Origin of the sequence: Rhizobium sp. CBN3 (assembly GCF_030518245.1) — a bacterium.
Classification (GTDB): Bacteria; Pseudomonadota; Alphaproteobacteria; order Rhizobiales; family Rhizobiaceae; genus Rhizobium; species Rhizobium aethiopicum_A.
Window position 1 is genome coordinate 1 of the sequence record NZ_JAULSE010000050.1, and the last position, 13,406, is coordinate 13,406.

Annotated in this window: 10 protein-coding genes and 2 pseudogenes; 5 read left to right on the forward strand and 7 right to left on the reverse strand. The window is 52.9% G+C overall.

What is annotated here, in order from left to right:
• Positions 1-461 precede the first annotated feature (461 nt).
• Positions 462-1,004 (reverse strand): hypothetical protein, encoded by a 543-nt coding sequence (locus QWJ46_RS30400; protein WP_012489593.1) that lies wholly within the window; start codon positions 1,002-1,004, stop codon positions 462-464.
• A 354-nt stretch (positions 1,005-1,358) separates the two neighbouring features.
• Here QWJ46_RS30400 and QWJ46_RS30405 point away from each other — a divergent pair, with 354 nt between their 5' ends.
• Together QWJ46_RS30405 and QWJ46_RS30410 are read left to right on the forward strand one after the other, a co-directional pair.
• Positions 1,359-2,054 (forward strand): DUF6875 domain-containing protein, encoded by a 696-nt coding sequence (locus QWJ46_RS30405; protein ID WP_004677746.1) that lies wholly within the window; start codon positions 1,359-1,361, stop codon positions 2,052-2,054.
• A gap of 85 nt (positions 2,055-2,139) precedes the next feature.
• Entirely contained in the window at positions 2,140-2,661 is a 522-nt protein-coding gene (locus tag QWJ46_RS30410) for an aminoacyl-tRNA deacylase (RefSeq protein WP_004677747.1), read from the forward strand.
• Between the two features lie 155 nt (positions 2,662-2,816).
• Here QWJ46_RS30410 and QWJ46_RS30415 read toward each other — a convergent pair.
• Positions 2,817-3,561 (reverse strand): annotated as a pseudogene (locus QWJ46_RS30415) (transposase); the annotation flags it as partial.
• Positions 3,562-4,461: 900 nt separating this feature from the next.
• Between QWJ46_RS30415 and QWJ46_RS30420 the strand changes: the two are divergent.
• Both QWJ46_RS30420 and nodD3 read left to right on the forward strand, forming a co-directional pair.
• On the forward strand, positions 4,462-5,487 hold the full coding sequence (locus QWJ46_RS30420) for an LLM class flavin-dependent oxidoreductase (RefSeq protein WP_004677759.1): 1,026 nt from the start codon (positions 4,462-4,464) through the stop codon (positions 5,485-5,487).
• Positions 5,488-5,638: 151 nt separating this feature from the next.
• A complete protein-coding gene (gene nodD3, locus QWJ46_RS30425; protein ID WP_004677763.1) occupies positions 5,639-6,547 on the forward strand; it encodes a transcriptional regulator NodD3 in 909 nt (302 codons plus the stop codon).
• Positions 6,548-6,956: 409 nt separating this feature from the next.
• Here nodD3 and nodD2 read toward each other — a convergent pair whose 3' ends face one another.
• The gene (nodD2, locus tag QWJ46_RS30430) at positions 6,957-7,913 is read right to left on the reverse strand and encodes a transcriptional regulator NodD2 (RefSeq protein WP_004677768.1); all 957 of its coding nucleotides are present in this window, start codon (positions 7,911-7,913) and stop codon (positions 6,957-6,959) included.
• A gap of 384 nt (positions 7,914-8,297) precedes the next feature.
• Between nodD2 and QWJ46_RS30435 the strand changes: the two are divergent.
• Positions 8,298-8,435 (forward strand): annotated as a pseudogene (locus QWJ46_RS30435) (IS3 family transposase); the annotation flags it as partial.
• 144 nt (positions 8,436-8,579) lie between these two features.
• On the opposite strand, the gene QWJ46_RS30440 reads toward QWJ46_RS30435, so the two are convergent.
• The 4 genes from QWJ46_RS30440 to QWJ46_RS30455 all read right to left on the reverse strand — a co-directional run bounded on the left by QWJ46_RS30440 (position 8,580) and on the right by QWJ46_RS30455 (position 12,669).
• The gene (locus tag QWJ46_RS30440) at positions 8,580-10,169 is read right to left on the reverse strand and encodes a class I tRNA ligase family protein (protein WP_074063730.1); all 1,590 of its coding nucleotides are present in this window, start codon (positions 10,167-10,169) and stop codon (positions 8,580-8,582) included.
• Position 10,170: 1 nt separating this feature from the next.
• The gene (locus QWJ46_RS30445) at positions 10,171-10,500 is read right to left on the reverse strand and encodes a cupin domain-containing protein (RefSeq protein ID WP_004677772.1); all 330 of its coding nucleotides are present in this window, start codon (positions 10,498-10,500) and stop codon (positions 10,171-10,173) included.
• A 21-nt stretch (positions 10,501-10,521) separates the two neighbouring features.
• Positions 10,522-11,301: a phytanoyl-CoA dioxygenase family protein gene (locus tag QWJ46_RS30450; RefSeq protein ID WP_004677773.1), complete on the reverse strand. Its 780-nt coding sequence runs from the start codon at positions 11,299-11,301 to the stop codon at positions 10,522-10,524.
• Between the two features lie 81 nt (positions 11,302-11,382).
• Positions 11,383-12,669 (reverse strand): lysine N(6)-hydroxylase/L-ornithine N(5)-oxygenase family protein, encoded by a 1,287-nt coding sequence (locus QWJ46_RS30455; RefSeq protein ID WP_004677776.1) that lies wholly within the window; start codon positions 12,667-12,669, stop codon positions 11,383-11,385.
• Positions 12,670-13,406 lie beyond the last annotated feature (737 nt).

Below are 13,406 nucleotides of genomic sequence, written 5' to 3' on the forward strand. Positions count from 1 at the left end.
GATCGGCAACAAGGTGCCGATCTCGTTGGTGAATTCGGGAGGCGCAACCAGCCCGCCTCCCTGAATGAAGCCGGAAAACTCTAGCATCCGGTGGTCCAACGTTTGGGAGCGGTTCAGAAATTCTCAGTGGCAGGTCAGACGCCGGATGAAAATTCAGTGGCAGGTCACACTGTCTCGACCAAGAGATGGAGGACCGCGTCAGCGGTTTCCGCCTCGCCTAAAAAGATAGCGTAAATGCCAAGGTGATAAGGCTGAGGATGCCGCCGAACTTCCCGCGCAGTTTCTTGGCCGAAACGACGATACAGCCGCTCCCCCTAGCAGCGCCTGCACCGGCCGTCAGGCCGGTTAAGCGAAGCGGGTTACCTCGATGAAGCTTGTTTACGGAGGAAACATTTGATTGATGAAAGGATAAACGCGCGCGAGACCGGCTTCTTACTTTTGCTTTCCCACAATAAAACTCGCTAAAATTTCCTGGCTTTTCGATCGACTCTCTTTTGAGAGGAACCCACAGGTGCCCCAGAAGACGCTGGCGATTTATCAATAGATGAAGAACTTGCCGTTGCCATCCCTTCCTCAGGAAGCGTAGCTACTTGAGCGGCACTGTCAATCGCTCTACGGCAGTCATCAAGGAAGTCAGCTATATATTCATTGACATAGACAACCAACGGCTCCTTTGGAACAACAATCAGACGCCGTTTGTCCGTTTTATCCCGAGTGATGTCGATGAACCCACGCAAATGCGCTGCCTCGACATACTTTTGGCAAACAGTCTGGTTTTTGAAAGGCAGATAGCGACACGCCTGCATCTTCGTCATGGGTTTGTTATTGGCGTCCATATGATATACTTTAAGCATCAATCCAAGAATATTCCTCAGGAATAGTTTTTCTTCGGAATTTTCGCTAACGAGATCTGACAAAAACGAGTCAATTTTCTCAAGCTTATGCTTTACGCCGACGTCGATCTGTTCTGGCGTATATATTTCTCTTCGTGTTGTCTTCGCCACGGCCACGCCTCTGCGCAATGGGTCGTTCTGTTTTCACCAAAAGCCTGTTACCGGATCCCATCGCGGCGACATTTATCATATGTATGTCTTCATAACTATGACGAATATAAGAATTTGCGGGCGGTCGTGAGACTAACCTTCATCGTGCACGAGCCCCCGCTCTTGTTTTCACATCCATTTAAAAAAACAGTTACACAAGTGTAACTACGAGTGCTACCAAAAATTCGGGAGCTTCGCTTCCGATGGAAGGTCGGTCTCTTGATTGGCCCCCGACCAGCTCGCCCGCCGCCCGAGCTGGCATGCAAGAGCCCGACCTTCCGTTTTGCACGTGGCTTTTCGAACCAGGGATCCGAAATGAATAAAGAAATTTGGAAAGATTACAGCCAACCTTTCGGGACGATTGGTCCATTGATGACAGTGGGCGAAATTCTGGAAAAGAATATTGATGCGGGATACAACGCCTATGATGAGTATGCAAACGCAGCTCTTCAGAAATTTGCTCGGTATGCCTCAGAATTCCTCTCCAATCCACATCCTCATTTAGGTCGGGACGGGAGCGTTTGCCCTTTCGTTCCCGAGGCTCTGACGAAGGGGCTTTTACGGGTTGCCGCGTCGCAAGCTGTTGCAGTTGACGAAATCGAAAACGATTTGGCGCGTATGCTCGCCGTCTTCAGCCAGATGAAACCCGTAAAGTCCTTCAACGATCGAACGGGCGACTGGATCTATAAGGCCATTATCATTGCCCTTCCTGGAATACAGGATGAAGGAGAGATTATCAGGATTGGTCAACTGCAAAAACGGCTGAAGCCCGACTTCATTCAGGAAGGTTTCATGATCGGTGAATTTTATCCAGGTTGCCCGGAGCCCGGTTTGCACAACAGGATGTTTCGACCGCTCGACACAACGGTTCCAGCCTTGGCTATTCGGCATATCACCAAATATGATGCTCCTTTCATGCTCGATAGCGATAAGTGCCTGGAGGCTTACTTCAGTATTTTTGGGAACGAGGGTCGCCGCCGCATTAGGCAGCTTTTGGAGCGAACCGCCTGAAACTTACTCGCAAGAGGGCTGTACTCGCAGTCGCTGAAACAGCTATCCTCGATCGTCCTACCAGGTGAACCGGAAGGAAACGACTATGTTGGACGTTCATCCGAACGTACTTGCTGAACTGCACCAGATCGGAGCGTCGACGGTACGATTGTGGCGCTATAGTGAGTTCGCCACCCCTATTACATCTCCTTCCGATTTAGCCTCCGCTATCGGCGTTCCCGTGGGGCGCGTTGCAAAGACGATGATTATTGCCGAGCAGAAAGCGAACGATGTGATGCGCCGGTCTCATCCTGCGCGCCACCTTTGTGCCGTTTTGCTGCCATCACCTTCAAAGATTGACATGAAAGCGGTTGCTGGCACGTATGGATGGAAACGAGCCGAGCTTGCTCAGAAAGAACAGGTACTCGATCTCTTCGGCTACCCGTCAGGAAGCGTATCACCATTCGGTCTCCAGAAGATCGCTGTACTGATCGACACCGCCCTTTTTTCTTATCCTACCGTAGTCACAGGTGCGGGCAAGGTTGGAGTCGAGCTTGAGATCGACACAAGCATGCTTTGGAAGATCGGGCAGCCGTTACAGACGCGTGGACGGGCCAGTCAAACCTAACGCCTCGTCACCTTTCATAGAGATGCCGTGAGGTAGGTTATTTCTTCGGGAAAGGAAATGCGGTTCCACGTAACGGCGCCTCGATTAGAGAATGAGGGTTCAATACGTATGTTGCGTAATCGGACTCATAGTGCGCACTATAACGAAAATCGTCACACCCGTCCCAACGTCTGCACGACATCTTCACCTCGATAGCTGTGAGGCGGATCAAGCGCGGGAACATAGCGTGAGAAGGTGGCGACCACCGTCAGGACCCGCAGTTTCTTTCCGGTTGCGAGCTGGTCGTGCACGAAGTCCATCGCCCACACGTCATTTGGTCCGACAGCCATTTGCCGATCCTCGCGAAGTTTCGCCTTAACACGGCGCTTCCGAGTCTTATTCCGCAGCTGCAGTCCCAAGTCCCTGTAAATGCGATAGGTTCGCTTGATGTTGGTGCCCCAACCCTCGCGTTCCAAAAGCACATGCACGCGACGATAGCCGTAGCGCACCCGCGCTCACAGGTCTAGACCGGCCTCGGCGCGGCGAGAGATGTAGTGATCGGTCGACCGATCGAAGTTCAACGCGCCACAGGCACGCCGGATCGAGATCGCCCAATCGCGGCACATGACACCACCTCCCGCTACCCCTCAGGCCTTAGAGCTTTCGGCGGATGGCGTCCTGCAGCATCTCACGGTCCAACGTCAGATCCGCGACGATCTTCTTCAATCGCGAATTCCCGTCCTCAAGCTGCTTGCGCCTCTTCATCTCTGGCGGCAACATGCCGGCGTACTTTTTCTTCCAGTTGAAGTAAGTCGTCTGACTGATCCCCGCCTTGCGACAAATCTCCGCGATCGAGACGCCCTCATCACCCTGCTTCAAAATGAACGCCTTCTGAGCGTCCGAAAACTGCGATGCCTTCATCGTGTTCCGTTCCTTTTCCCAGCCAGGAAAATGCACCGGAAAACTCTAACCAAAATTGGTCCAGTTTGAAGGGTTGAGAGCAATTTCCCTATCGTAAAACCTGTGATCCTATGAAGTTAAGATGGGGAATGTTAAGGACATACAACAGCGTGCACGAAAGACGCGGAAGCCAACTGCGTCACATCTATTTCTGGTATCGGCGCTGTTGCGCTGCGGCCAAAACCGCACTGGCTCCTGATCCTTCCACCTTCGGAAGGGGCCGTGATCTCGCCTGGGTCGACCGTATGCTAGTTCGATCAGCAACCCTTTGACGGTGAAGATTCCTGGTTATTCACCTGGTGGATCAATGCCATACAAACAATCAATTTTACGAAGCCATGGGATGTTATTAAACACCTCGATTATGAATTGGGGACCCCATGATGTTGCTCCACCGAGAGCAGCCGAGGGCAAGGTCACAGACCTGGCCGGTAAATGGAGACGAACATGGCCAACGTGGAACTGCAGAAGGCGCTCTCGTCTGCCAATCAAGCGCCGAGACATAGCTCTGGGTCCTTTCTTCGCCTACTGCAGGAGCCTCGTCGCATTAAACCGAATACCAGCTTTAACACATTTGGGTCGCCACAAAAGCTGAACAACCACTATCCGATCTTGCCAATCCTTGGCTTCTCAAAAGTGAACGGAGCTGTGGGTATGCGAGATGGGGTGTTACCCACCGCGAAGTCATACATGAATACGAATGATTCAATGTCATTTCAACGTGAGCATTATGATTAGCTCATCGGCGTCAGCATCGTTTTTTAGAACCAGCAGCTTTTCGATGATTCCTGGCGAAAGACATCGGGGCCACCCTCCGGTCTTGGTCACCGAAAATTCGCCGCCAAACTTGGAGACATTTAAATGACAAACTCTCTTCCCGCAAAGCTGATGGTTGGTATCTTCGACCATTTGGACGAAGACGGAAGGGAGATTGGGCGCCAGTATGAAGATCGGATGAAGTTGGCAGAGGTCTGCGATCGCCTTGGCTTTTATGGATATCACGTCGCAGAGCACCACTGTACTCCCCACGGCAGAGGACCTTCGCCGAATCTATTTCTAGCAAGCGTAGCTCAGCGCACGCAGCATCTTCGTCTCGGTCCTTTGGTTATGCTGTTGAACCTTTATCATCCGTTACGTGCGTTTGAAGAAATTTGCATGCTGGATCATCTGAGCGGTGGCAGGCTCGAGTTGGGCATGGGGCGCGGCTCCTTACCAATCGAATGGAGCTTTTTCGGTATTGATGAGGAGGTGGCGACATCGCGCTATCTCGAAGCCAGCGAGATCGTCATCCAAGCGATGAAGGAAGGAGCTCAGGCTCTTTCCTACAAAGGCGACCACTTTGAACTAGACAAAGTCCCGTTGATGTTGCGGCCACACCAACGTCCTCAGCCTCCGACATGGATTACAACCAGTCGTCCTGAGGTTGCGCGCTGGGCGGCTGAGAACGATACAAATCTTGCCTGCGGGGGCCCTGCTTCTGCTGTTCGCCAGATCACTGATGCCTACCGAGCACACGAGAGACGTACCGCCGGGGGCAGGAAACGGGCGCCGTTCCTTGGGTTGGTCCGAATGGTGGTGGCCGGCAGCACGACGAAGCATGCCATTTCGCTCGCGGCCCCGGCTTATCAACGGTGGCTTCGGAGCTTTAGGTTTCTGTACGAGATTAACGGGATACAGACTCCTCAGAACCTCCCGCCGGATTTTGATGCAGCAGTAGACTGTCAGTTGTGCGTAGTTGGTACTGCTGCTTCAGTTAGGCAAGATCTTCTCGATCATGTCGAGGAAGCAGGTGCTAATTATCTTCTTTGCCAGCTGGCGTTTGGTGATTTGCCATTGGAGGCTTCCTATTACACTGCAACGAGCGTTCACTCTGGAGTTATGGCTTAATCTGGACTGGCCTCAGGTTGCTTTCCGATCACAGAGATTAAGTCTCTGTGGCCGCGCCCTCAAATCGATTGAGGAGCGTCAAGGCGAATTCAGCCATCGCCGTAGGAACAGCCATTGTGGAATGGGCTGCACTATTGGATAGTTAAAAGATATGCGATTTAAGGGCCTCGATCTAAATCTCCTTGTCGCGCTCGATGCACTAATGATTGAGCGCAACCTTACTGCGGCGGCACGTAGCATTAATCTGAGCCAGCCCGCAATGAGTGCAGCTGTCCGCCGGCTCCGCTCCTATTTCCGCGATGAACTATTTACGATGCGTGGTCGTGAGTTCGTTCCAACTCCGCGTGCGGAAGACCTCGCGCCTGCGATTCGTGAGGCTTTACAGCATATTCGGCTCAATATCATACCCTGGGATAAATTTACTCCTGATCAATCAGATCGTCATTTCCGAGTAAGCTTATGCGATTTCGTTACAGTTGTTCTTTTTCAGAAGATACTGGAGCGTCTTGCGCGGGAAGCACCCGGCATTAGTTTTGACTTGCTGCCTCTTACTGACAATCCAGACGAGCTTTTGCGACGCGGCGACGTAGACTTCCTTATTAGCCCACCGCTATTCATGTCGAGCGCGCACCCTAAGATAGATCTATTTCAGGAACGACTGACTTGCGTCGGCTGCAGTAATAACAAACAACTTGAGGAAGCCCTTACTGCCGAGGAGTATTCTTCAATGGGGCACGCGGTAGTTAGGTTCGGTCGGACGCAGCAGCCTACCATAGAAGATTGCTTCTTGCAGGAGCATGGCCTCAAGAGGCGGGTCGAAGTCGTTGTTTCAAGCTTTAGCATGATCCCCGCCGCCCTAATGGGCACCGATCGCATCGCAACCGTTCCGTTACGACTAGTTGGGCTTTTTGAGGACACGATACCATTGCGGATGACTGCGCCCCCGATAGCGCTGCCGACATTCACCGAGGCAGTCCAATGGCCGGTACTTCACGACAAAGATCCGGCAAATATCTGGATGCGAGATATAATGGTTCAGGAGGCAGCGCGATTGCCGTGACCATCCTGAAACCTAGGAAGCTGGGCTGCATTGGGAGCGACGACCCGCGACGCGGCCGATTAGCTGAAGACGGCACCACCTGTGAGTGACCCGCAGGCCATTTTATCGACGAAGCTGAGCGCTACGCCCGTCGCCGATCGGCCGCCCTTCGGACGATTGCGCGACGTGCTGTCTAGCACCTTCGGCGGCAAATCGAAGGGTGCTGGGGGACCACAATTGCTCCGCACCGCAACCCGCCGCTACCGCCGCAAATACAGCAACCCAAAACCGTCGGAGCGAACTCAAAACTGGATAAAACTTGGGGGCAAGGTCAGCGGGCCTTCCCCGGATGGATACCTTTGAAAAGCCTCTTTGGTGGCTGTTGAACTTATTCGGGCTCGGGCGGATCTTACTCAAGCAGGAACCTTGGTCAGGAACCGGATTGTTGTAGCAACCCATGTATTTTAGGTGCGTTGGAGGACATCATACGGGAAGCTTCCTCAACCAATATCTCCCTGAACCAGATGCTCCCTGGATCGGCATTATGGAGCGCTGGCCATTGAACAGCTTCTGTGAAGACGGGGAGCGGTAACGGAAGGTTGATGATCCGCAAAGGGAAAGTACTTTCGTAATGCTCGACTAAGCGAAGCGGTAGGTTAGCTATGCGGTTCGTGCCACGCAGGACTGGTGGTATTAAGCTAAACCCTTGCACGACGACCTCCACCCGCCTCTGAATACCATTCTCGAGCAAGAACCAGCCCTCGACCGATGGCTTCAAAAAGCGCCCAAACGCGGCAGCGACGTGTCCCGTGGAGACATATTGCTCGATCGTCAGCGCTGAAGGTAGGTCCACATTTGTCGAACAGGCTACACATACAAACTTCTCTGTGAACAGTTTTGCGCTCGGGTGTGCGCCCGAGAGAAAAAATTCAGGCACGATGAGGAAGTCGACGTCACCGCGGCTAAGCATCTCGTACGGATCACTATCCAAAGGCAGCAACTCAAAGCTGACTGCGGGCGCTTCTCGAGCAACTCGCTCAATGATTTTATTGAAGTATATCAGCATCATGAAATCGGACAGAACTATTCTAAAGCATCTGTCAGACTTCGACGGGTTAAACGGCTCCCAAGAGATGATTGAGCATTGTACCTGCAAGAGAGTTTCACGCACTGCCGAGGCAAGTCCTTCGGCACGGGGCGTCAGCCGAAGTTCTCGACCATTCATTGTAAACAATTCGTCGCGGAAATAGTCCCGAAGCCTACCAATGGCGGCACTCATTGCTGGTTGACTTAGATTGATACTACGTGCGGCAGCCGTTAGGTTGCGCTCGGTCGTGAGCGCATCCAATGCAACGAGCAGGTTTAGATCAAGGCCCTTGAAACGCATCTTTAGTCACATCCAAACAACGGATATTTTATATCCAAACAATCGATTTTTCCAGTACAGAACCTTCCAGCATAGATCCAATGAAGGTTCGTCGAAAAGGCTTAGGTTAGTTTGGTGATCAATTAAGTAGGCCGCATAGTTACGATAGACGTTATAGTTGCAGATAATCCACTTTAAATATCGAATGGCACCTTAGCAATAGGCGATGTGGAGCGGCGTCACCGAGCGACATGAAATGCTAGTGAACGGATGGGCGGAAGTAGGTTCATCATATCGCGATACCGGAGAGGCTTTGCCGTACGCTGGCTATCGACTGGCGGGCTCCTTCTGTTTGGAAGCATGTTCAAGATATTGGTGGCGTGCCAGTAATTTGTGATGAAAAGATCAACGCGCCTGAAGGCGCTTGAGGAAGAGAACGCCACACTGAAGAGACTGCTCGCCGAGCAGATCCTGGATACGGCCCCACTTCCCGAGCTCCTTAAAAAAATAGAAAGGCCCGCCGCCAAGCGCGACGCCGTCGCACGCCAGAAAGCCGTCGTGGGCCTTTCGGAACGAAGTAGGTCGCCCGACTGCCGCCTTGCGTTCTCCGCTATCGAGATGCCGTCATCCGGTCGGCGTCCGCGTTACTCGCCTCGGGATCGTCAAAGCGGTTGCCGTCATTAAAAGCTAAGAATTCGGCCGGACTTGCCTAAATCGTCTTTCATAAGCCTCTATGAAGGCTTCCGGAATCGGGTCGCTAAACAATGGGAAATCAACCGGTTTGCGTAAGCCGGTGCTTGGCCGGATAGTGCCGCCATCGAGCCCCGGCCGCCATCCGGCTCCGAAAAAGAAAGCACCATACCGCGCCGCAAGCATCGGGGTCACAGGATTAAGAAGGCTTAGAAATACGGAAACTTCCGCTGCGCTGACTGAGGTATCTGCCCTTGAAAAAGACGCAACGTCGAAAAAGGCGTCTATGGCGTCCATGGCATCCCAGACGCGCAAGTCCTGCACCGCTTCGGAATATCGTTTAACATTGTGGTTCTGCTCGACTGTCAGCTTGTCGGCCGTCAGCGTCTCGTTACATCCGGCGTACTTGCGCAAAGCCGTTTCGAAAGCACGAATTCTAGCCGCGGTCTGAAGCAGCCCCTCGATCAGAAAATCGTTGTCGTTTGCGCCAAATGGCTTGGCGATGCTAGCCAAATAGTAGCGCAGCACGTTCGTGTCGATATCTGCTGCCACCTCGTCAGCCCACACAGCGTGGTCACGGCTAGTAGAAAATTTCGCCCCTTCGAGCTTATAAAAGTCCTGAATTGCATGGTTGTATGGAATCGCATAACCGCGCGAGAACAAACTAGCAGTAACGCCGATCGTGTAATAAAACCGGTTATCCTGACCCATGAAGAATACGAGTCTCGTGCTCGCGTTGCGCATAGTGTCATCGAGATCTGCGCCATTTTGCTTGCAGAGGCGTTCGATTCCTGTCTCATAGCACCACAATCCTTCAAACCAAGTCATTAAAGTTTGGCCTGCCACCTCCACCGGGGAGTTCAAAGTCACACCACGGTCGAAATGCCGCGACATCGGCAATGCCATCAGTTTTGACCGTAGCCAGTCAAGTTCTTTGCGCTTTATGGATTCCGGCCATCCGCTCGCCTCAATGGCGTGATCGAGCCCCGGAGCAAATTTTTCAAGCTGAAAATGAACCTGTCGAATCGGGCGCAAGATAAGGCTCTGGCCGCATGTCGTGTGAATCGGGTTGCGTAGTAGATTGTGTTGCAGCGCCGAGCCGCAATCTTCGCAAAGGTTACTATCTGTTGGCGCGTTACAAGCTGGACACTCTCCGACCGCGAGTGAGTCTGCGGCGAACTCTTCGCACGTCCCGCAATACAGTTGCTCTCCGTCGCGCAGCTCAACGTAGCCGGACGCTCTTAGTTGGTCGTAGATCGCCAAGCTGCGGTCTTTGTGGTCTTCGCTTGAAGTCCTTACAAATACGTCCGGTTCAATATCAACTGACCGCAGACACTGCAGAATTTCTTCAATGTGCATGTGTGCGACGTCATCAACCGGCCTGCCAAGCTTTCGGGCTTTCACCAGCGTGTAAGTGCCATGTTCGTCCGCACCTGTCACGTGATAGGCCGCGTTGCCTACCATGCGGTGGTAGCGTACGAACACGTCGGCGAGAAGGTACACGCCACCTATATGCCCAAGATGCAGCTTGCCGTTCGGGCACGGCGGCGCCGAGCAGGCAAAAAAAGTATGTTGGTTTGCTCTCAATTCAATCCCACCATATCGAAAGGAACTTTAAGCTGGTTTGAGGGCTGCTATTTTTGATCGCGTGTTTTTGGTGCGGCGCTATATAGACCATCGTGTCCCCACTGACTGCGGAGGTTTCTCCATCGGATTGAAACACGCCGCTGCCCGAGATCAATACCCAGAGTTCGTGCTCTGGGTGCGAATGAAGATCGACCGCATCGCCAGGTACCACCTCCACAATCGATGTGCCGAAAGCCGTTGCGACTGCCTGCGGTAGATGCTCAAGTAACCGGCACACCAGAACGCCATACTCCTGGCGCATGATTGAGCGGTCGATCTGTTTCGTATACATGTTTGCCTCTGTCCTCTGCCTTCAATCGCGATAGAAAATGCCGTTCGGCGGCTTGAGCTCGTCGATGTTGGAGACCTTGCCCTCGGGAGGGTTGTAGGCGCGTTTCAGTTTGTTGTATTCGGCCCTCGTTGGCCCACCAGTTGAGGCACGCTGGAACACGAGATAAATCACCCTTCGAGAATTTTCACTTTTGTTGGGCTTTGAGTAATGTGGGGCATAGTCGTCAAAGATGAAAATGTCACCGGCCTTCCACGTTACGGGCTCCCAGGCCAGCCTGTCCGCGACCTCGGGGTACATTACGCCGCCGGCGTCCATTGGGAACACGCCCTTTTTGTGGTTCCCGGGGCTGAAGAAAAGCCCTCCGTTGTCTGGGCCGGAATCGTCGATGCCTATTGCAACAATCGCGTGCACCATCCGGTCTGGTAGCTTATGTGGGATATGGTAGATGTCCTGATGCGGGCGATAGCCGCCGCTGTCGGAGTACTTAAAGATCAGCAACTCTTTGAGCATGCGGGCATCTTCCCCCAGTAACTCTTCGACGATCGACTCGATACGGTGGTCAGCCAGCAGTAAATCACGCAGGGGGGCGTTAAATTCGAGGAAGTTCTCGACCTTCGAAATGATCCTCCTACCGTCAGTTGTTTTTTCGAACCATATCAGCCATTTGTCTTCACTTGTCTCCCAGCACGAAACATCAGCCACAAGAGCTGAAAGTTTATCTCGGCTTTCTAGATCGAGAAATGACTCAATCCTAATGTATCCAACGTCATCCCATGTTGATTTTTGTTCTTTGGTTAACATGTGTAACTCCTTTTTAGATTTAAAGCCGCCTGGTAAAGCTGCGTCGTGAGCAGGCGCCCCGAGCTGCACTGCACTGGAGTGTTATCTTGCGTTTTGTGTCTCTTGAGCGGGAAGTAAACCTAGGCACCCAAGGATCGGCCGATCTGGGACGTTCAGATAGTATTCACGCCGAAGCAGGCTATTGATGATGCGACCGTTTCGGTAGGCGACGAGCGATAGATTCACACTCTGCAAGCCACTTTGGACTGGGGATCGGTTTTGCAGATATACCTGGCCGGCGGCGTTGTCCTCGAATTGAACGGAGTAATCGTCCTTCACGACCGGCAGACCGCCTTCCATAGAAGCGGAAGCCAATAGGCGATCGATAAACGCTAGCGGGCGAGGCTCGAAACCGGTGGCGAGTACGACCCGATCAGCCACTACAGTCGGTCGCTGACAGGTGCCGTGCGAAGCCAACAGCGCGTGCCAACCGTCCGCATGAGGAGACAACTCCTTCATGACGACTGCGGGTAGCAGTTGAATGACATCGTCAATATTGCCAGTCGCGCTGCGGTGATAGATAGTTTCGTAAATGCGGTTGCTCAATTCTGCTGAAATGCCGTCACTGGTGAGTTTTTCGTCGTCGACAATAGTGCGACGTTTTTTAAGTGGCAGCGAATGAAAGCGCTGGCTGTAAGACGGCGTGTATGACACGTTGATAAAAGAGCTGTCATCCCTCGTGAACAGGTTCCCGCGTGACGTCACCCATGTAATTTTACCGATACCCGGACTGCCCAATAGGTGTTCAACAACCTCCGCACCGCTCTGCCCCCCACCAACGACTAATACGCGTTCACCGATGTCGATTTGTGGCCGATCCAGATAGCTCGCCACATGGTAGACCTTCTCGCCCAGCCAAGGTTTGGCGCATTCGGGAATTGTTGCAACGACACCGACGCCAATCGCAACTGAGCGTGCATGGTAGTGATCTCGAGTCGTCGTCACGCGGTAACCCTCGTCTAATCTGGTTACGTCGGTAACCTCCTCCCCAAACCGGAGTTGTGGCAACTGATGCGCAACCCATTGGAAATACTGTGTGAACTCTCTTCGCGACGTGGTCGCGTCGCACCGGTTTACGAAGCTGTACAGCCGTCCATGCACCGCGAGGTAGTTGAGAAACGAAAACGGACTGGTCGGATCTGCAAGTGTCACACAGTCCTTCAGCGGAGATACCTGCAGGCGACTGTTGGGCAGCAGCAGCCCAGGATGCCAATCGAAGCCGCTTTCCTTTTCGAAAAAGGCAGTGCGCAGCGGCGTCGGACACGCGAGTGCTGCAAGACTAAGATTAAAGGGTCCGATGCCTATACCGATGAGATCCAGCACTTGCATAAACACACTTCCTTTGGTTGGGCGGGCACGTGGGCAGCGATACGGAAATCATTATCGAAGGACGTCTGTCTCCTACACCGCCCTCCACAATGTCTGACTGGCGATTGCGATGTTGAAACGAACCCACGAAAATAAGCGAGTGTAAAGACTTGGGAGGCCGTTGAGATTGACAGACCACGTTCGCCAGCGAGGTTCACCACCATCGCATTCAAGGTCGAATAAGTGAGACCGTAGCCTATCGCAAAGAGAACGGTGGCGACGACGTACAGCAGCTCGCTTCCCGGGTTCAAAACCAAAAGTCCGATCCCAATCAGTGTCGTCACGAAGAGGGTGAGTGCTAGGCGCCCAAGCGGCAACTTACCGATCATACCCGCGACGGAGAATCGCAATGTGACAGTCGTGACGGTGAATGTCAGAAAGAAGACATTCGGTGAGAGTCCGCGCGTTTCGGCATATATGCTTTGAAACGTGGACAGGCCTGCGAACGTACAAGCACCGATCGCCAACATGACCACCGGCAACACCGTTCTCCCCCACAAAATAGACATGGTCGTCGGATCGGATAAGCGACGGCGCTGGTAGAAAGTTGCGGCTGATGCTGATCTGAACCCTTCAAACTGGACCAGTTTTGGTTAGAGTTTTCCGGTGCATTTTCCTGGCTGGGAAAGGGACCAGAAGACGATGAAAGCGTCGCAGTTTTCGGACGCTCAGAAGGCGTTCATTCTGAAGCAAGGTGA